Source organism: Mycobacterium sp. HM-7, assembly GCF_053852335.1.
On the sequence record NZ_CM132657.1, the window covers coordinates 522,984 to 540,578 of the forward strand.

Genomic DNA, 17,595 nt, shown 5'->3' on the forward strand with positions numbered 1-17,595 from the left:
AGACTTGAGCGGAACAGACTCAACCTTGACGGCGTTGGACTCAACGACAAGCATTTTTCTGTAGACGAAAGGGAGGTGTCGTGGACTCGTTCAACCCGACCACGAAGACTCAGGCGGCGCTGACCTCAGCGTTGCAGGCGGCGACTGCCGCCGGAAACCCGGAGATCCGTCCGGCGCATTTGTTGATGGCTCTGCTGACTCAGAACGACGGCATTGCCGCACCCCTGCTGGAGGCCGTCGGCGTCGAGCCCGCGACCATCCGGGCCGAAGCGCAGCGGCTGATCGATCAGCTGCCCAGAGTCACTGGCGCCAACTCGACGCCGCAACTGTCTCGTGAGTCGGTGGCGGCCCTGACCGCTGCCCAGCATCTGGCCACCGAGATGGACGACGAATACGTCTCCACCGAGCACCTGCTGTACGGCCTGGCCAGCGGCGACTCCGACGTCGCCAAGGTTCTGGTCAACCACGGCGCCGCGCCGCAGACCCTGCGCGACGCCTTCGTGAAGGTGCGCGGCAGCGCCCGCGTCACCAGTGCCGATCCGGAGGCTACTTACCAGGCGCTGGAGAAGTACTCCACCGATCTGACCGCTCGTGCCCGGGAAGGCAAACTCGACCCGGTCATCGGGCGGGACAACGAGATTCGTCGCGTCGTGCAGGTCCTTTCGAGGCGCACGAAGAACAACCCGGTGCTGATCGGTGAGCCCGGCGTCGGCAAGACCGCGATCGTCGAGGGCCTGGCCCAGCGCATCGTGGCCGGCGACGTACCGGAGAGCCTGCGCGACAAGACCGTCGTCAGCCTGGACATGGGGTCCATGGTGGCCGGCGCCAAGTACCGCGGTGAGTTCGAGGAGCGGCTCAAGGCCGTCCTCGATGACATCAAGAACTCTGCCGGTCAGGTCATCACCTTCATCGACGAGTTACACACCATCGTGGGTGCCGGCGCCACCGGCGAGTCCGCGATGGATGCCGGCAACATGATCAAGCCGATGCTGGCGCGTGGCGAGCTGCGGCTGGTCGGTGCGACCACGCTCGACGAGTACCGCAAGTACATCGAGAAGGACGCCGCCCTGGAGCGCCGGTTCCAGCAGGTACTGGTCGGCGAGCCGTCGGTCGACGACACCATCGGGATCCTGCGCGGCCTCAAGGACCGCTACGAGGTGCACCACGGTGTCCGGATCACGGACTCGGCTCTGGTGGCCGCCGCAACCCTTTCCGATCGCTACATCACCAGCCGGTTCCTGCCGGACAAGGCCATCGACCTGGTCGACGAGGCCGCATCCCGGCTGCGCATGGAGATCGACTCCCGGCCCGTCGAGATCGACGAGGTCGAGCGGCTGGTCCGTCGCCTCGAGATCGAGGAGATGGCGCTCTCCAAGGAAGAAGACGACGCGTCGAAGGAGCGGCTCGAGAAGCTGCGTTCGGAGCTCGCCGACTACAAGGAGAAGCTGGCCGAGCTGACGACGCGGTGGCAGAACGAGAAGAACGCCATCGACATCGTCCGCGAGTTCAAGGAACAGCTGGAGGCGCTGCGCGGTGAGGCCGACCGGGCCGAACGCGACGGTGACCTGGCCAAGGCCGCCGAGCTGCGGTACGGCCGGATTCCGGCGATCGAGAAGCAACTCGACGCCGCCTTGCCGGTCGCCGAGGCCCGCGAGAACGTCATGCTGAAGGAGGAGGTCAGCCCCGACGACATCGCGGACGTGGTGTCGGCGTGGACCGGCATCCCGGCCGGCCGAATGATGGAAGGCGAGACCGCCAAGCTCCTGCGGATGGAGGAGGAACTCGGCAAGCGCGTCATCGGCCAGAAGCAAGCGGTGGCTGCAGTTTCTGATGCGGTCCGTCGGGCCCGTGCCGGCGTGGCCGACCCCAACCGGCCCACCGGATCGTTCATGTTCCTCGGACCGACCGGTGTCGGTAAGACGGAGCTGGCAAAGGCGTTGGCGGACTTCCTGTTCGACGACGAGCGCGCCATGGTCCGCATCGACATGAGCGAGTACGGCGAGAAGCACTCGGTGGCCCGTCTGGTCGGTGCCCCTCCGGGCTACGTCGGTTACGACGCCGGTGGCCAGCTGACCGAGGCGGTGCGGCGACGCCCGTACACGGTCGTGCTGTTCGACGAGGTCGAGAAGGCGCACCCGGACGTGTTCGACGTGCTGCTGCAGGTGCTCGACGAAGGACGCCTGACCGACGGTCAGGGCCGCACGGTCGACTTCCGCAACACCATCCTCATCCTGACCTCGAACCTCGGCGCCGGTGGCACCGAGGAGCAGGTGATGGCGGCGGTGCGCGCGAAGTTCAAGCCGGAGTTCATCAACCGTCTCGACGACGTGCTGATGTTCCACGCGCTCGACCCCAGCGAGCTGGTGCGGATCGTCGACATCCAGTTGGCTCAGCTGCAGAAGCGGCTGTCGCAGCGGCGGCTCCAGCTGGAGGTCTCGCTCGAGGCCAAGAAGTGGCTCGGCGACCGCGGCTTCGACCCGCTGTACGGTGCCCGTCCGCTGCGCCGCCTGGTGCAGCAGGCCATCGGCGACCAGCTGGCCAAGATGCTGCTGGCGGGGGAGGTGCACGACGGCGACGTCGTCCCGGTCCACGTCAGCGCGGACGGCGAGAGCCTGGTGCTCGGCTGAGCTGAGCTACGGGAAGCCCCGTCACATTTCCGTGTGGCGGGGCTTTTCTAGATGTTGAACCGGCCCGCGAAACCACGCAGCGGGACGTCGGCGCTCGTCAGTAGTCCGGGTGGCGCCTCGACCACCGAGGCGATGACGTTGAGCGCGGGCAGACCTGTCACCGTCATGCCGATAGAGGCGAAGTTGTCCGGATTGGACAGGTCCACACCGGGTTTCGGGTAGATCATGTGCTTGTTGTAGACGCAGGGGTCGCCCTTGATGTGAGTGATGTAGCAGCCCTTGATGTTCCAATGCGGCTCGGTATGCGGGGTCATCTGCCATTCGAGGTGCGTCTCGATGCGCGGCACACCGTCGACCATGCCCTGATACTTGATGTAGTTCCCGCCAAGGGATCCCTTGGGCAGCGTGTACCAGCCCAGGTCGACGTCCTTGGTGCAGGCGCCGAGTTCCGCACTGAACTTCACCTCGTCGAGCTCCAGCCCGAAGCAGTCCGCCATCATCAGCACACTGTCGGCGAACACCCGGGTGTACTTCTCGAGCTTCGCCGGGATCGACGGGTCATCAACGGGCAGGCCGTATCCCACCTCGATCCAGGTGTCCTTGCTGTGATGGCACGACACGTCGACGGATTCGATGGTGGTGACGTTCTCGATCTCGGCGACGTCGGCCGAGCACACCACCCCGAGGATCTGGTTGACGCCGGGGTTCATGCCGGTGCCGTAGAACGTCGACGCGCCTTTGGCGCACGCCTCGGCGAGCAGTTGTGACACCGGCTTTCCGGAGGGATGCGGGTGGTTGGTGTCGCGGTGCCAGCCGGTGATCCAGTCGGCGGTTGTGACGATATTGATCCCGGCCTCAAGGACTTTCACGTACAGGTTCTCGTCGGGGAAGACGCCGTGGAATGTGAGTACGTCAGGACGCGCGGCGATGATGTCGTCGACCGATCCGGTGGCGATGACGCCGATTGGCCCCACCCCGGCGATCTCGCCGGCGTCGCGGCCCACCTTTTCCGGTGTGTAGCAATGCAATCCGACCAATTCGAGGTCGGAGCGCTTGCGGATGCGCTTGATCATCTCGGTGCCGACGTTGCCGGTCGCCACTTGGAAGACGCGAATCGCCGGCGTTGACTCAGGAGACATCTTCGTTCGACCTTTCGGGATAGAACTGCGTGGCCCACTTGCGGATTGCGGTGAAGCCCTCGTATTCGGCGGTGGCCAGCGCGGGCGGATCCGAGTAGCGCTGGTGCGACCAGATGTGGATGTCCTGGGTGAACTGCCGGATCACCTCGTCGCCGAAGGCGGCCGCCCGCTCGGCATTCCAGGACTTCCGGCCGATGTAGACCATGAACCGGACGTCGGAGGTGGACTCGTCGACGGGCGTGACGGCGGAGATCGTGCGGTTGTCGATCATGCCCCAGCTCTTGGTCACCGCGATGCCGAGACCGCCGTTGATGGCCTCGACCCCACTGCGCACGTCGTCGATGGATTGCTGGTCGCTGCCTTCGAAGGTGATGGTGAAGTCGACGTAGGAGATCGGCGCGGCGAAATCGTGTCGGGTGAACACCGGCACGATCGGGGTCTGGTGGACGAACTTGAAGTGCGCGAAGTCGACGCCGTTTTCCAGGACATACTGCGGATGCAGCTCGAGGGATCCGCGGAACAGCCGCTGCTGCGGGTAATAGTCGGCGACGCTGCTGCCGTCGTCGAACGACGCGAACACGTCGGGCGCCTCGAAGTACGGCTCGCGGCCCTCGACGTCGTGCCAGATGTAGATGGCGTCGTTGCGTTCGGTGACGGGGTAGATGCGGATCCGGCGACCGCGGTTGGGCCGGTCCTGGTACGGGATGCAGACGTTGTGGCCCTGCCCGTTCCATTGCCAGCCGTGGAACGGGCACTGAATGGTCTCGCCGACGACATGGCCGCCGAAGCCGAGGTGCGCGCCGAGGTGCTCGCAATAGGCATTCATGACGGTGACGGCGCCGGATTCGGCGCGCCAGGCGACCATCTCCTCGCCGAAGTACTTCATGGCGTGCACCGCTCCGACGCTCACCTCATCCGACCAGGCGACCTGGAACCATCCCGTCGGCTTCATCGGCAACTGGGGTTTCGCCATGACCCGAATCGTAGGAGGTTCTGTGAAACTTTGAAAGAGGGTTCTGCGAAACTGCGCTAATCTCGGACGATGACCGCCGCGGCACGTCGGACCAACAAACGCGGCGACGCCACCCGCGAGAGCATGCTCGAGGCCGCCCGCAAGGCGCTGGCCACCGGAGATCCCGGCGCGGTATCGGCCAACCGGATCGCGAAGGAGATCGGCGCGACCTGGGGTGCGGTGAAGTACCAGTTCGGTGATATCGACGGCTTCTGGGCCGCGGTTCTGCGCCGCACGGCCGAGCGTCGGGCGGGCATGCTGAGCGATCACGACAGCGGCGCCACGCTGCGACAACGCGTCGCGACCATCATCGACCTGCTCTACGACGGCCTGACCATCGGTGATTCGCGGGCCATCGAGAATCTGCGCGCGGCGCTGCCGCGCGACCATGCCGAACTGGAACGGCTCTATCCCAAGACCGCCGCGGAGTTGTCGTCATGGGGTCAGAGCTGGCTGCAGACGTGTCAGCAGGCGTTCGCCGACCTGGATGTCGACCCCGAGCGGGTGCGCGAGGTGGCCTCGTTCATCCCCGGCGCGATGCGAGGCATTGCCTCGGAGCGCCAACTCGGCACCTATACCGATCTCGATGTGGCCCGGCGGGGGCTGACTAACGCCATCGTCGCGTACCTCAAATAGCACGTGACCAGCTTGTTACCAATTCGAGTTCGAGCATTTCGGGTACCAACCAGTAGGCTTGGCCCGATGGTCCCGCTCTGGTTCACGCTTTCCGCGCTCTGCTTCGTGGGTGCGGCGGTACTGCTGTATGTCGATATCGACCGTCGGCGCGGCCTCGGCAGACGCCGCAAGTCCTGGGCGAAGTCGCACGGGTTCGACTACGAACACGACACTCCTGACCTGGCCAAGCGGTGGAGCCGCGGCATCATGTCGACCGTCGGCGAGAACGTCCACGCCCGCAATGTGGTGCTCGGACAGATCCGCGGCGAGGCCGTTTTCATCTTCGATCTCGACGATGTCGCCACCGTGATCGCGCTGCACCGCAAGGTCGGCACCAACGTCGCCGTTGACGTCCGGCTGAAGGACATCCCGGAACCACGGGAGAACGACATCTGGCTGCTGGGCGCCATCGGCCCCCGCATGGTCTACTCCACCAACCTCGACGCCGCCCGCCGCGCCTGCGACCGCCGCATGGTGACGTTCTCGCACACCGCGCCGGATTGCGCCGAGATCATGTGGAACGAGCAGAACTGGACGCTCGTGTCCATGCCGATCACCAGCACCCGCGCTCAGTGGGACGAGGGCCTGCGCACCGTTCGTCAGTTCAACGACCTGCTTCGGGTGCTGCCGCCGGTGCCGTCCGGCCAGAGCAGCGTCGCCGGCCAGGCCGTCGCCCGTCGTAGCGGTTCGCCGAGCCGTCCGCTCAGCGCCGGTCCGATGCGGCAGAACGAGCTGCCCGCCGGCCGCAGCAACCAGGCCCCCGGCCGTGCCGACGTCGGCCGCTACACACAGTTCGCGCCGGCCCGCAACGGCCGCCCCGCGCCGAATTATCAGCGCTGACACCACCCCGCTAACCTTGGCCGCATGTCTTTTCGCAGGCTGGCCTCGCGGCTGCTGACTGTGCTGCTGGCCGGCGTGCTGGTCGCGTGTTCGGGCAGCGGTTCCGCCAACTCCGTCATCTTCGGTGCGCCCAGCGTGAAGGTCGGCGAGTCGCAGGCGCTGCTGGGCTGGAACGTGTCGGTGTCCAACCTGCGCTTCCAAGACGACCAGGTGCTGATCGACGTCGACCTGGCGGCCGCGAAAGCCGGCGGTGACCACGCCAAGCCCGAGACGTTGCGCTTCGGCCTGTACGGCGCGCTGGCGCACCCCCTGGAATCGAATGTGATCGGTGGCTGCGCCGGCGTCCCCAACCTCAAGATCAACCCGGCCGTCGTGCAGAACCCGGACAAGGTGACGGGCACGGTCTGTTTGGGTCCGATGCGTGATCAGGCTCAGGTGCGGGGCGTCTACCTGTACTCGCCGGCCGACCGCATCAAAGACACCACCGTCGCCTACGGTGCGGCGTATCCGGTGGGGCTGACGCCGACCAACGAATCCGACACCGGCCTGACCCTCAAAGCCACCAGCGTCGACGGCTTCCGGGCCGACGGCGGGCAGCTGATCCCCGCGGCGTTGGGGGATCCGACGGCGTTCACCGGCAAGGGCTACATGCTGCTGGGTCTCGAAATCGGTGGTCTGGCAAGCAAATACAAAGAGGACTCGGCCAAGCGCGGCGGGCCGCTGATGATCGCGGTGGCGCCGACGCTGCCGCCGCCCGGCCTGTCGCACATGTGTGACCTCTACGGCGCCACGCTGCTGGTCCTGCCGGATTCGAAGGTCGGCGCGATCACGACCCGCGCCTCCCTGTGCACGCAGGGCGACATCAACCAGGCGCTGCTGTACGCGACCGTCACCGTGGTGGGAACGCATGCGGCGGTGTGGATTTCGCGTGACTGACCAGGTCGCCGAGCACGCTGATGTGCCAGGCCCCACCGAATGGGGAGCCGGGCCCGGCGTCGGCCCCTGGCCCGGTGAGCTGCCCGATGATCCGCGTTACGACCCGGAGTTGTTGCGCGAGGGCGACACTCGCAACGTCGTCGACGCCTACCGGTACTGGACACGTGAGGCGATCATCGCCGACATCGACCAGCGCCGGCATCCGCTGCACATCGCGATCGAGAACTTCGGCAACGACGCCAATATCGGCGCGGTGGTCCGGACCGCGAACGCGTTTGCGGTGGACACCGTGCACATCGTCGGCCGCCGGCGGTGGAATCGCCGGGGCGCCATGGTGACTGACCGCTACCAGCGGCTCATGCACCATGCCACCACCGCGGAATTGCTGGCCTTCGCCGACGATGCCGGGCTGACCCCGGTGGCCGTCGACAACGTGCCCGGCTCGGTGCGCCTGGAAGAGACGACGCTGCCCCGGGCGTGCCTGTTGATCTTCGGGCAGGAGGGCCCCGGCATCACCGACGACGCCAAGACGGGGTCGATGATGACGGTCTCCATCGCGCAATTCGGCTCGACGCGGAGCATCAACGCCGGGGTGGCTGCCGGGATCGTCATGCACACCTGGATCACTCAACATGCAGGACTGGATCGGGCCTGGTAAGGCAGGATGGACTGCATGGATCAGCGTCCGGTGGAGCGGAGCGACGGGGATGCAGTCTGGGCCAACCGTGCGGCCAGCGCCGAGACGGCGGTGTTCAATCGACATATCCGGCGACTCTGGGGGATACCCGGCACCCAGCTGGGCGTGGTGGCCTGGCCGTCGACGCGTGCCGACCGGCTGTTCAAAAGCTGGGACTACTGGTGGCAGGCGCACCTGCTCGACTGCCTGATCGACGCGCAGCTGCGCGACCCGCAGGAGTACCGCGTGGCCCGCATCAGCCGTCAGATCCGCGGACATCGACTGCGCAACAACGGGTCCTGGACGAACAACTACTACGACGACATGGCGTGGCTGGCGCTCGCGCTGGAACGTTCCGGCCGGCTCGTCGGCGTGGCGCGGCCCAAGGCGCTCAAGACGTTTGCCGACCAGTTCCTGGGCGCGTGGGTGCCCGAGGACGGCGGCGGTATCCCGTGGCGCAAGCAGGACCAGTTCTTCAACGCCCCCGCGAACGGTCCGGCCGGCATCTTCCTCGCCCGCCACGACCGCCTGCGGCGGGCGCAGCAGATGGCCGACTGGATCGACGACACGCTGATCGACCCCGACACGCACCTGGTGTTCGACGGCATCAAGGCCGGTTCGATGGTGCGCGCCCAGTACACGTATTGCCAGGGCGTGGTGCTGGGCCTGGAAGTGGAGTTGGCCGTGCGTACCGGGGACGCGCGGCACGCCGAGCGGGTGCACCGCCTGGTGGCCGCGGTGAAGGACCACATGCTCGACGACGGTGTGATCAGGGGAGCCGGCGGCGGCGATGGTGGCCTGTTCGGCGCCATCCTGGTCCGTTACCTGACGCTGGTGGCCACCACGCTGCCGGGAGACTCCGTGGACGACGAAACTGCCAGGCAGACCGCCCGCGAGCTGGTGCTCAAGTCGGCGCAGTCGGCGTGGGACAACCGTCAGTCCGTCAACGGCATCCCGCTGTTCGGTGCGTTCTGGGATCGCGCTGCCGAGCTGCCGAAGGACGCCGGAGAGACGGCGAAATCCGTTGATGGCGCGGTGACTTCATCCGATATCGCGGAACGCGACCTCTCGGTGCAGGTGGCCGGCTGGATGGTGATGGAAGCGGCTTACGTGTTGACCGCCGACGCTGAGGCCGGCGAGCCCTGACCTACTGTCCCTTGGGTGTCAGCTCGCGGCAGTACGCGTAGATGGCCAGCCCGCCGAACTTGACGGCGTCGTCGTTGGACAGATTGCCTGCGTTCTTCTTCAGGTAGCTCAGCGCCGAGTTGACGCCCCCGCTTCGCATGGCGCTGCAGGTGCCGTGCGCGAGCTTGATCGCGGTGCTGTTCGGCATGAGGATGCCCTTGTCGTGCACGGCTTGCAGGAACATCGGGTCAATCTGGTCGTCGGCGTGGGCAGGGCCGGCCATCACGATGGCGACCGCCGACGAGGCCGCGGCGAGCAGAGCTGCCGTGCGAGTGCGTTTCATCCGGATCTCCCATGCAAGATCGATTTGCTGACAGGCTACGCGAGGCCCACCGTTCCCGGGTGGAGTCGCTTGTTGACGAATACCGGAATTTCTTCAGAAGCGTCAGCGTCATATACTTAGCCCGCATATTGCATTTTGATTTTTTTGCTTATTTCGGAGGTTGGCCATGGCCACGTTGAAGAAGATTGCGTCGACTACAGCACTTGCAGCAAGCCTCGGAGCTGCGTTTTTGGGTCTCGGTGCAGGCATTTCCGCAGCTGCGCCGGTGACTGACCCGACCATCATCCCGATGGACCGTGGCTGGGGCCACGGCCACGACGACTGGGACGGTCACGGCCGTGGTTGGGGTGGTCCGGGCTGGCGCGGCGGCGGCTGGGATGGCCCGGAGGTGTACGTCAACCTTCCGTGCGTAACTGGCCCGGCCGGTTTCGTCACCGTCTGCCCGTAGCTCTTCGCCGCCGGCGATTCATCTCCATCGCTCTGGGGAACCCCTGGCCTTGTACCGCCAGATATCCCGGACGCGAAGGAGAAGAATTTTGGTACGCAAGAGCGTTGTGATCTGTGTGGTCGCCCTCGGGTTGGCCGGCTGTGCGACGGAGAAATCCGAACCGAGTGCCGGCTCGCCGAATTCGGGGCTGCGTGCCCCGCAGGTCATCGTCGACGGACAACCCCGGGCCGTGAGCGGCGGTGTCACCTGTCACGAGGCGGGCGACAATGTCACGATCGGCATCGGTGACATGTCCAGCGGGGTGGGTGCCGTGGTGACCACGAGCAATCCGCCTCAGGTGCGCACCGTCGGACTCGGCACGGTAGACGGTGTCGCACTGGGCTTCACGAGTTCCGAGCCCGGCGAGGCGGACAACGCCGTAGCCGCGGTGCGGGGCAAGTCGTACTCGATCAAGGGCACTGCCAGCGGCAGCGACCTGAGCAATCCGCGGTCGCCGCAACAGGTGAACAAGAGCTTCGAGATGGATGTCGCCTGCCCGTGAGGGTGCGCGATCCGGCGTGACCCACCAGGATGATTGGTCGTGACCACGCCGACAGAGGATGCATCGCCGCGAGTGTCCCTGGGCACCGTTCTTCGGGAGTGGGGCACCATCGGCTGCATCGGTTTCGGTGGCCCGCCCACGCACATCAAGTTGCTGCGCAGCCTGTGCGTGGAGCGGCGCCGCTGGATCGGCGCGACGGAGTTCGAAGACGCGATCGCGACGTGCAACCTGTTGCCGGGGCCGGCGTCCACGCAGCTGTCGATCTATTGCGCTTGGCGCGTGCGCGGCCGGCTCGGTGCGTTGGTCGGTGGCGCCGCGTTCATCATTCCGGGGCTCATCGTCATCCTGGGGCTGGCGGCGCTGTTCCTGGCCGGTTCACCGCCGCGGTGGGTGTTGGCCGCAGGCGCCGGCGCGGGTGCCGCAGTGGCGGCGGTCGCGGTGCATGCGGGGGCCGCGCTGATTCCCGCCAGTTGGCAGCGGCGAACCAGTTCCATCTGGTGGCTGGTGTACCTCGCAGCGGGTGCGGTCGCGGCGGCGCTGCTGGGTCCGTGGCTGGTGCTGGTGCTGTTGGCATGCGGCGCAATCGAATTGGCGCGGACGACGACGCTGCCCAGGGCCGGCGCTCGCAGCATGCCGGTGCTGGCGTTCCAGTCCCTGACGCTGGGCACGTTGGCTTCGCTGTGCTGGGTGGCGTTGAAAGTCGGTGCGCTGTCGTACGGCGGCGGATTCGTCATCATTCCGCTCATGCAGGCCGACGCTGTCGACCACTACCACTGGATGACCGGGGCGCAGTTCCTCAATGCTGTTGCGCTGGGCCAGATCACGCCGGGGCCGGTGGTGCAGACCGTCGCCGTCGTCGGCTACGCGGCCGCCGGATTGCTCGGTGGGGTGCTCGCCTCGGTGGTGGCGTTCAGTCCGTCGTTCCTGTTCATCCTGTTGGGTGCCAAGCACTTCGACCGGATTCGTGCCAACGGTTACGTGCGCGCTTTCCTGGACGGCGCGGGTCCGGCCGCCGTCGGTGCGATTCTGGGTTCTGCGGTGCCACTGGCCATGTCGATCAGTCAGATGTGGCAGTACGTGGTGCTGGCGGTGGCGGTGGTCGCGGTGTTCAGCCGGGTGAACGTCGTGATCACGCTGCTGTTGGCCGCCGGGGCCGGCGTCCTCGCCACCGCGCTCGGGCTGCCGTTGCCGAGCTGATCGGCGGTCAGCAGCAATTCGGGTCGAGCACCCGGCACAACGCGGAGAGCGCGTCCCGGCGGGGCGTGTGGTGCACGTTCATGCCCTGGCGCTCCGAGCTGACGAACCCGGCGGCGCGCAGTTGGCCGAGGTGATGGCTGACCGTGGATTCGGCGAGGCCCACCGCGGCCGCGAGGGAGCCGGTGGTGCACGGCGCTCCGCAGGTGAACAGCAGGGACATCAGCTTGACGCGCGCCGGGTCGGCGAGCGCCTTGAGCCGCATGGCCACATCGAGTGCGGCGCCGTCGTCCGTAGGGGCGGCGGCCATGGGGGTGCAGCACACCGGCTGGGACATGTCGATCACGGGCAGCGCCTTGGGCATGTGGCCGATGCTACCCGAAGTTCTTGACATATATCGAAAAGGTGCGTAGAAAGACGTTGCCGAGAATTTCGACATACGTCTCACACCTTGGGAGTTCACCATGTCTCGTGCTCAGCTCGCCCTCAACGTCGACAACCTCGACGAGTCGATCGCGTTCTACAGCAAGCTCTTTGGTACTGAACCGGCGAAGGTCAAGCCCGGTTATGCCAACTTCGCGATTGCGAACCCGCCGCTCAAACTGGTGCTGCTCGAGAACCCCGGGCATGGTGGGTCGGTGAACCACCTGGGGGTGGAGGTCGAATCCAGCGACACCGTGCATGCGGAGATCGCGCGGCTCACCGAGGCGGGGATGTTCACTGAAGAGGAGATCGGCACCACCTGTTGCTTCGCCACGCAGGACAAGGTGTGGGTGACCGCGCCGGGAGGGGAGCGCTGGGAGGTCTACACCGTGCTCGAAGACTCCGAGACCTTCGGTGCCGCCCCGAGTGGATCGGACGATGCGGTGTGTTGCGGGACGCAGGCATGACGCAGACCGCTGACGCCGGCGCGGCGACAGCTCGGCTCTCGACGCTCGACCGGTACCTGCCGGTCTGGATCGGGCTGGCCATGGCGGCCGGGCTCTTGCTCGGCCGCTGGGTGCCCGGACTGGACGCCGTGCTGGAAAAGGTTCAGGTGGACGGTATTTCGCTGCCGATCGCGCTGGGCCTGCTGATCATGATGTATCCAGTGCTGGCCAAGGTCCGGTACGACCGCCTCGACGCCGTGACCTCCGACCGCAAGCTGCTGGTGTCCTCACTGGTGCTGAACTGGGTGTTCGGGCCTGCGCTGATGTTCGCGCTGGCGTGGCTGTTCCTGTCGGACCTGCCCGAGTACCGGACCGGGCTCATCGTCGTCGGCCTGGCGCGGTGCATCGCCATGGTCATCATCTGGAACGACCTCGCGTGTGGAGACCGCGAAGCCGCCGCCGTGCTGGTGGCACTCAACTCGGTGTTCCAGGTGCTGATGTTCGCGGTGCTCGGCTGGTTCTATTTGTCGGTGCTCCCGGGTTGGCTGCACCTGCCGCAGACCGCGATTGCGACGTCGCCGGGCCAGATCGCCAAGTCGGTCCTGATCTTCCTGGGGATCCCGTTGGCCGCCGGTTACCTGTCGCGCCGGCTGGGGGAGAGGGTCAAGGGGCGCACCTGGTACGAGTCGGCGTTCCTGCCCCGGATCGGGCCATGGGCACTCTATGGCTTGCTGTTCACCATCGTGATTCTCTTTGCGCTGCAAGGACATCAGATCACCACCCGCCCGTGGGACGTCGCGCGGATCGCGCTGCCGCTGCTGGCCTACTTCGCGATCATGTGGGGCGGTGGCTATGCGCTCGGTGCGGCACTCGGCCTCGGCTACGAACGCACCACGACCCTGGCGTTCACCGCGGCGGGCAACAACTTCGAACTGGCCATCGCCGTGGCCATCGCGACGTGGGGTGCGACCTCCGGGCAAGCCCTGGCCGGCGTTGTCGGACCGCTGATCGAGGTGCCGGTTCTTGTCGGGCTGGTCTATCTGTCACTCGCGCTGCGATCCCGGCTGAGGAGCGTTCACGCATGAATCCCAAACCCAGTGTGCTGTTCGTGTGCGTGCACAACGCGGGCCGGTCGCAGATGGCCGCGGCCTTGTTGACGCAGCTGTCCGAAGGGCGCATCGAAGTACGTTCCGCGGGAACGGCTCCCGCTGACGCGATCAACCCCGTTGCCGTCGCGGCCATGGCCGAGCTCGGCATCGACATCACCACCGAAGCGCCCAAGGTGCTCACCCCCGACACCGTGCAGACCAGCGACGTCGTGATCACCATGGGGTGCGGCGACACCTGCCCGTATTTTCCGGGGGTGTCGTACCGCGACTGGAAGCTCGATGACCCGGCCGGCCGGTCGATCGAGGCCGTCCGGCCGATCCGCGACGCCATCGCCGACCGCGTTCGAGACCTCGTCGACGAGCTGCTGCCCAGCTAGGCGAGGCTGCCGAGGTACGCCTGCGACTCGATCAGCCCCTCGTCGCTGGGCGCCTGACCTTCGCCGAACACCCGCTGCTGTTGCCTGGCGCGCAGATCATGGTGTGCGTCAGCGGGTTTCGCGTAGCCGTAGCGGTTGCGCGCTTCCTGCGGAGTGAGCACCTCGCCGGACACGGGTGCGACGCCGAGGATGTACGGCGCCGCCACGGGCGCCACAGACGGTGCGATCAGTTGTGCCACAGCGATTTTCAGTCGCGGATTCGCATCGACGATCCCGTACGCCAGTTTGAGCAACGGGCGCACCGCGATGTCGACCGCACGCGGCTGGTCGAAACCGCTGAGCCTGCGCATCCAGCGGGGCATGGTGGCGATGGCGCCCGCCCGCAGGATGAGGTTGATGAGCTCGACCACCGGCTTCAGCGGCAGCGGCGCCGGCGGTAGCACGACCTTGGCATTGAGCAGGTGGTCCATCATGGCGCGCGCGGCTTCGCTGACCGCCAGGTGCGGACGCATCTCGTCGAAGTACGCGCGCACGCCTGCGCTGGTACGCGGCACGTCGGCCGGGTCGCAGGTCTGGAACTCGGCCGCGATGGCGCACTCCTCCCAGTACTGGTTCTCCTCTTCCGGGGTGAGCTTGCCGCCGCCGTACATCTCGTAGGCGGTCAGCACCGAATGCCACCCCGTCAGCAGGATCCACAGCTGCGAATGGGGGTTGTTCGCGTCGTACTTGTTGCCGCTGACCGGCTCGGTGCCGATCGCCTTGGAGTGGACTTTGACGAGCACGTCGGCGGCCTTGACCACCGACTCGCTGTCGCCGAATGCGACCGTCGCGAAATAGCGCACGGTGCGGTCGTAGCGGGTGCGGGGCCGGTCGTAGTTGGCACCGGTGGCATCGACCGCGGCGATCAGGGACGGGTCGAGTTCCTCGACCACGACGGCGCGCTGCAGACCGGTCACCGGGGTGGTCGTGTGTCCCCACACCTTCCACGTCACGGTGCCGGGGCCGAAGAATCCGTAGTCGGCAAGGGGCTGCACTGGCTGGGACACACTTACTCCTTGTTCGTCAGGCCGCGGCGAACGCGCGGCACATGAGTCGTCCGTAGAACTCGCCGAGACTGTCTGCGTCCCAGTCGTTTTCAGGGTCGAGCAGGGACCGGACCGCGGCCTCGCTCGAGGACACGAACAGTTCGGTCAGAATCGGCATCTTGCGATTGAGGTCGCCGGTCTGCCACCACGTCGTCAGTGCCGGTGCGATCCAGCGCGAGGAACTTCTCGCGAGTGCGCGACGGGTCTCGGCGACCATGTCGGCGACCGCCGGATCGGCGTGGGCCAGGTACACGAAACGCCAGGTGTCCGGTTGGTTTTCGACGGCGTGCAGCAGCGCGCGGTAGCCATCGATGAAGGCCGCCTCCGGGTCGTCGCCGCGGCCGGTGTGCAGGGCTGCGAGCAGGGTCTCCCGCAGCGATTCGCCCTCGCGATCCAGCAGTGCGGCAAGGAGTTCCACCCGGTCCTTGAAGCACGAGTAGACCACCGGCCGGGTGACGCCGAGGTGGGTGGCCACGGCGCCGATGGTCACTGCCGCGGTGCCGGATTCGGCGGCGATGTGCAGCGCGGCATCGAGGATCTGCGGCCGGCGACGCTCCGGGCCCAGATGGGCTGCCCGCTCACGGGGCTTCGTCGGGGCGTCGGTGGTCATGCAGCGAATGTAGCAGGATTATTCTTGCTTGAATAATTTTTCTTCATTCTTGTAGGATTTTCCGACATGACCATGCTCAACCCGCACAAGCCGGACTTCGCCGACTTCGACGAGCGGACCCAGCAGATCTTCATCGCCACCATCGAGTTCTTCGAGAGTCACGGCAAGGCCTGGCTGACGCAGCAGGACCGGGACCGGGTCTGGTACGCGGAGTTCATCGAATTCCTCAAGAAGGAAAGGGTTTTCGCGACCTTCCTGACGCCGGCATCGGAAGCGGACGGTGACCCGGACAAGCGGTGGGACACCGCGCGCAACGCGATGTTCAGCGAGATCCTGGGCTTCTACGGCATGCAGTACTGGTACGTCTGGCAGGTCACCATCCTGGGGCTCGGCCCCATCTGGCAGTCATCGAACGCGGCGGCCCGCAAGCGCGCCGCCGAGCTCCTCGAAGCCGGTGAGATCTTCGCGTTCGGGCTGTCCGAGAAGGACCACGGCGCCGACGTGTACTCCACGGACATGGTGCTGACGCCCGTTCCGGAGGGCTATCGCGCGAACGGCGGGAAGTACTACATCGGCAACGGAAACCTCGCCCGCATGGTGTCGGTGTTCGGCCGCCGCGCCGACAAGCCGATCCTGGACAGCTCGACCGCGCTGGACGGCGGCAAGCCCGACGAGGATTTCGAGGGGTATCTTTTCTTCGCGGCCGACAGTCAGCATGCCGACTACAAGCTGCGCAAGAACGTCGTCAACGGCCAGATGTATGTTGCCGCTTTCGATCTGGAGAATTACGCGGTCTCCGCCGACGACATCCTGCACGCCGGCAAGGGCGCTTTCCACGCCGCGATCAACACCGTCAACATCGGCAAGTTCAACCTCGGGTTCGGCTCGATCGGCACCTGTGAACACGCGATGTACGAGGCGATCACGCACGCCGAGAACCGAATCCTGTTCGGCCAGCACGTCACCGAGTTCCCGCAGATCCGCCGCATGCTCACCGAGGCGTACGCCCGGCTGGCCGGGATGAAGCTCTACAGCGAGCGCGCCATCGACTACATGCGGTCGGCGTCGGCCGCCGACCGCCGGTACCTGCTGTTCAACGCCATCGAGAAGATGACCGTCACGCGCGAGGGCGAGAAGATCGTCACGCTGCTGTCGGACACCATCGCCGCACGCGGCTTCGAAAGCGACATGTTCTTCCCGATGGCGCTGCTCGGTTCGGTCGGCCCGCCCCGCCTCGAGGGCACCGTCCACGTCAACATGGCGCTCTCGCTGAAGTTCATGCAGAACTTCATGTTCCGTCCCGCCGACGCCGGCTTGCTGGCGCTGCAGCAGCTTCCCGTGGAGTACTCGCCGAACGCGGCGACGCGGGCCGTGGCGAACAGCCTGCGGGCGGCGGGTTCGGCCGTGGTGCCCCAGATCGCGCGAATCCCGAAGGCGCCGAAGGCACTGCGCACCGAAGTACTGCCGCGCGTGCGCCGCCGTCGGGACTTCACCAACGACGACTTCCTGTTCGCGCAAGGCCCCAGCCGCGGTCTGGGCCGGGTCGCCTTCACGGGCTGGCGGGGCGTACTCCGGGAGTTCGCGCACCTGCCGAATGTCGCGGTCTTTCTCAAGCAGGCCACTGGTTTCCAGACCCTGCTTGCGGCCGCCACGCCGACCGCACGCCAGCAGGAGGACGTCGACTTCCTGTTCGCGATCGGAGAGCTGTTCACCCTGCTGCCCTACGCGCAGCTGATCCTGGAACAGGCCGCCATCGACGGCACCGACCACGACGTGCTGGACCAGCTGTTCGAAGTCCTGGTCACCGACTTCTCCCGGCACGCCACCACGCTGCACTGCAAGACCAGTGCCACGGCCGCGCAGAAGAAGCTCGCGCTGGACCTCATCGCGGAACCGGTCGGCGACGCGGCGCGCTTCGAACGCATGGTCCGCACCGTGCGGGACCTGGCCGGCCGGTACGAGATGGCGCCCTAGGGTCGCCGGCCCCGC

Annotated in this window: 17 protein-coding genes and 1 pseudogene; 12 read left to right on the top strand and 6 right to left on the bottom strand. The window is 66.5% G+C overall.

Annotated elements, in window-relative coordinates; all coding sequences use genetic code 11:
• Window positions 1-80: 80 nt before the first annotated feature.
• Window positions 81-2,627 (top strand): ATP-dependent chaperone ClpB, encoded by a 2,547-nt coding sequence (clpB, locus tag ACWW1C_RS02385; protein ID WP_455981947.1) that lies wholly within the window; start codon window positions 81-83, stop codon window positions 2,625-2,627.
• A gap of 47 nt (window positions 2,628-2,674) precedes the next feature.
• On the opposite strand, the gene ACWW1C_RS02390 is transcribed toward clpB, so the two are convergent.
• Together ACWW1C_RS02390 and ACWW1C_RS02395 are read right to left on the bottom strand one after the other, a co-directional pair.
• Window positions 2,675-3,766 (bottom strand): NAD(P)H-dependent amine dehydrogenase family protein, encoded by a 1,092-nt coding sequence (locus tag ACWW1C_RS02390; protein ID WP_455981948.1) that lies wholly within the window; start codon window positions 3,764-3,766, stop codon window positions 2,675-2,677.
• Window positions 3,756-4,739 carry a Rieske 2Fe-2S domain-containing protein gene (locus ACWW1C_RS02395; protein WP_455981949.1) on the bottom strand — a complete coding sequence of 328 codons (984 nt, stop codon included), beginning with the start codon at window positions 4,737-4,739 and terminating at the stop codon, window positions 3,756-3,758. Before ACWW1C_RS02395 ends, ACWW1C_RS02390 begins: the two co-directional genes overlap by 11 nt.
• 69 nt (window positions 4,740-4,808) lie before the next feature.
• On the opposite strand from ACWW1C_RS02395, the gene ACWW1C_RS02400 reads away from it, so the two are divergent.
• The 5 genes from ACWW1C_RS02400 to ACWW1C_RS02420 all read left to right on the top strand — a co-directional run bounded on the left by ACWW1C_RS02400 (window position 4,809) and on the right by ACWW1C_RS02420 (window position 9,051).
• Window positions 4,809-5,414: a TetR/AcrR family transcriptional regulator gene (locus tag ACWW1C_RS02400; protein ID WP_455981950.1), complete on the top strand. Its 606-nt coding sequence runs from the start codon at window positions 4,809-4,811 to the stop codon at window positions 5,412-5,414.
• Window positions 5,415-5,480: 66 nt separating this feature from the next.
• Window positions 5,481-6,293: a trehalose monomycolate transport factor TtfA gene (gene ttfA / locus ACWW1C_RS02405; protein ID WP_455981951.1), complete on the top strand. Its 813-nt coding sequence runs from the start codon at window positions 5,481-5,483 to the stop codon at window positions 6,291-6,293.
• 24 nt (window positions 6,294-6,317) lie between these two features.
• Window positions 6,318-7,229, top strand: coding sequence for a hypothetical protein (locus ACWW1C_RS02410; RefSeq protein ID WP_455981952.1), 912 nt, complete (start codon window positions 6,318-6,320; stop codon window positions 7,227-7,229).
• Entirely contained in the window at window positions 7,201-7,887 is a 687-nt protein-coding gene (locus tag ACWW1C_RS02415; RefSeq protein WP_455981953.1) for a TrmH family RNA methyltransferase, read from the top strand. The genes ACWW1C_RS02410 and ACWW1C_RS02415 overlap by 29 nt, the downstream gene beginning before the upstream one ends.
• A 15-nt stretch (window positions 7,888-7,902) precedes the next feature.
• A complete protein-coding gene (locus ACWW1C_RS02420) occupies window positions 7,903-9,051 on the top strand; it encodes a glycoside hydrolase family 76 protein (RefSeq protein WP_455981954.1) in 1,149 nt (382 codons plus the stop codon).
• Between the two features lies 1 nt (window position 9,052).
• On the opposite strand, the gene ACWW1C_RS02425 is transcribed toward ACWW1C_RS02420, so the two are convergent.
• The gene (locus ACWW1C_RS02425; protein WP_455981955.1) at window positions 9,053-9,373 is read right to left on the bottom strand and encodes a DUF732 domain-containing protein; all 321 of its coding nucleotides are present in this window, start codon (window positions 9,371-9,373) and stop codon (window positions 9,053-9,055) included.
• 265 nt (window positions 9,374-9,638) lie between these two features.
• Between ACWW1C_RS02425 and ACWW1C_RS02430 the strand changes: the two genes are divergently transcribed.
• From ACWW1C_RS02430 to chrA, 3 genes are all read left to right on the top strand, one after another.
• On the top strand, window positions 9,639-9,821 hold the full coding sequence (locus ACWW1C_RS02430; RefSeq protein WP_455981956.1) for a hypothetical protein: 183 nt from the start codon (window positions 9,639-9,641) through the stop codon (window positions 9,819-9,821).
• Window positions 9,822-9,927: 106 nt separating this feature from the next.
• Entirely contained in the window at window positions 9,928-10,362 is a 435-nt protein-coding gene (locus tag ACWW1C_RS02435; RefSeq protein ID WP_455981957.1) for a lipoprotein LpqH, read from the top strand.
• Between the two features lie 39 nt (window positions 10,363-10,401).
• Window positions 10,402-11,559, top strand: a complete 1,158-nt coding sequence (gene chrA, locus ACWW1C_RS02440) for a chromate efflux transporter (RefSeq protein ID WP_455981958.1) — start codon at window positions 10,402-10,404, stop codon at window positions 11,557-11,559.
• A gap of 7 nt (window positions 11,560-11,566) precedes the next feature.
• Here the strand turns inward: chrA and ACWW1C_RS02445 are convergent, their stop codons facing one another.
• Complete coding sequence (locus ACWW1C_RS02445; RefSeq protein WP_455981959.1) at window positions 11,567-11,920, bottom strand: Rv2640c family ArsR-like transcriptional regulator; 354 nt, start codon at window positions 11,918-11,920, stop codon at window positions 11,567-11,569.
• Between the two features lie 100 nt (window positions 11,921-12,020).
• On the opposite strand from ACWW1C_RS02445, the gene ACWW1C_RS02450 reads away from it, so the two are divergent.
• Window positions 12,021-12,446 (top strand): ArsI/CadI family heavy metal resistance metalloenzyme, encoded by a 426-nt coding sequence (locus ACWW1C_RS02450; protein ID WP_455981960.1) that lies wholly within the window; start codon window positions 12,021-12,023, stop codon window positions 12,444-12,446.
• Window positions 12,443-13,911, top strand: a pseudogene (arsB, locus tag ACWW1C_RS02455) (ACR3 family arsenite efflux transporter). Before ACWW1C_RS02450 ends, arsB begins: the two are co-directional and overlap by 4 nt.
• On the opposite strand, the gene ACWW1C_RS02460 reads toward arsB, so the two are convergent.
• Both ACWW1C_RS02460 and ACWW1C_RS02465 read right to left on the bottom strand, forming a co-directional pair.
• A complete protein-coding gene (locus tag ACWW1C_RS02460) occupies window positions 13,908-14,957 on the bottom strand; it encodes an oxygenase MpaB family protein (RefSeq protein ID WP_455981961.1) in 1,050 nt (349 codons plus the stop codon). The pseudogene arsB and the gene ACWW1C_RS02460 overlap by 4 nt on opposite strands.
• A gap of 16 nt (window positions 14,958-14,973) precedes the next feature.
• Window positions 14,974-15,606 (bottom strand): TetR/AcrR family transcriptional regulator, encoded by a 633-nt coding sequence (locus ACWW1C_RS02465; RefSeq protein ID WP_455981962.1) that lies wholly within the window; start codon window positions 15,604-15,606, stop codon window positions 14,974-14,976.
• 66 nt (window positions 15,607-15,672) lie between these two features.
• Between ACWW1C_RS02465 and ACWW1C_RS02470 the strand changes: the two genes are divergently transcribed.
• On the top strand, window positions 15,673-17,580 hold the full coding sequence (locus ACWW1C_RS02470) for an acyl-CoA dehydrogenase (RefSeq protein WP_455981963.1): 1,908 nt from the start codon (window positions 15,673-15,675) through the stop codon (window positions 17,578-17,580).
• The last annotated feature ends 15 nt before the right edge of the window (window positions 17,581-17,595 follow it).

Bases quoted from the DNA above. Each gene is read 5' to 3' on its own strand.
- ACWW1C_RS02470 (WP_455981963.1), top strand. From the start codon at position 15,673: ATGACCATGCTCAACCCGCACAAGCCGGACTTCGCCGACTTCGACGAG.
- ACWW1C_RS02390 (WP_455981948.1), bottom strand. From the start codon at position 3,766: ATGTCTCCTGAGTCAACGCCGGCGATTCGCGTCTTCCAAGTGGCGACC.
- ACWW1C_RS02410 (WP_455981952.1), top strand. From the start codon at position 6,318: ATGTCTTTTCGCAGGCTGGCCTCGCGGCTGCTGACTGTGCTGCTGGCC.
- ACWW1C_RS02415 (WP_455981953.1), top strand. From the start codon at position 7,201: ATGCGGCGGTGTGGATTTCGCGTGACTGACCAGGTCGCCGAGCACGCT.
- ACWW1C_RS02465 (WP_455981962.1), bottom strand. From the start codon at position 15,606: ATGACCACCGACGCCCCGACGAAGCCCCGTGAGCGGGCAGCCCATCTG.
- ACWW1C_RS02395 (WP_455981949.1), bottom strand. From the start codon at position 4,739: ATGGCGAAACCCCAGTTGCCGATGAAGCCGACGGGATGGTTCCAGGTC.
- ACWW1C_RS02450 (WP_455981960.1), top strand. From the start codon at position 12,021: ATGTCTCGTGCTCAGCTCGCCCTCAACGTCGACAACCTCGACGAGTCG.
- ttfA (WP_455981951.1), top strand. From the start codon at position 5,481: ATGGTCCCGCTCTGGTTCACGCTTTCCGCGCTCTGCTTCGTGGGTGCG.
- ACWW1C_RS02420 (WP_455981954.1), top strand. From the start codon at position 7,903: ATGGATCAGCGTCCGGTGGAGCGGAGCGACGGGGATGCAGTCTGGGCC.
- ACWW1C_RS02400 (WP_455981950.1), top strand. From the start codon at position 4,809: ATGACCGCCGCGGCACGTCGGACCAACAAACGCGGCGACGCCACCCGC.
- ACWW1C_RS02445 (WP_455981959.1), bottom strand. From the start codon at position 11,920: ATGCCCAAGGCGCTGCCCGTGATCGACATGTCCCAGCCGGTGTGCTGC.
- ACWW1C_RS02425 (WP_455981955.1), bottom strand. From the start codon at position 9,373: ATGAAACGCACTCGCACGGCAGCTCTGCTCGCCGCGGCCTCGTCGGCG.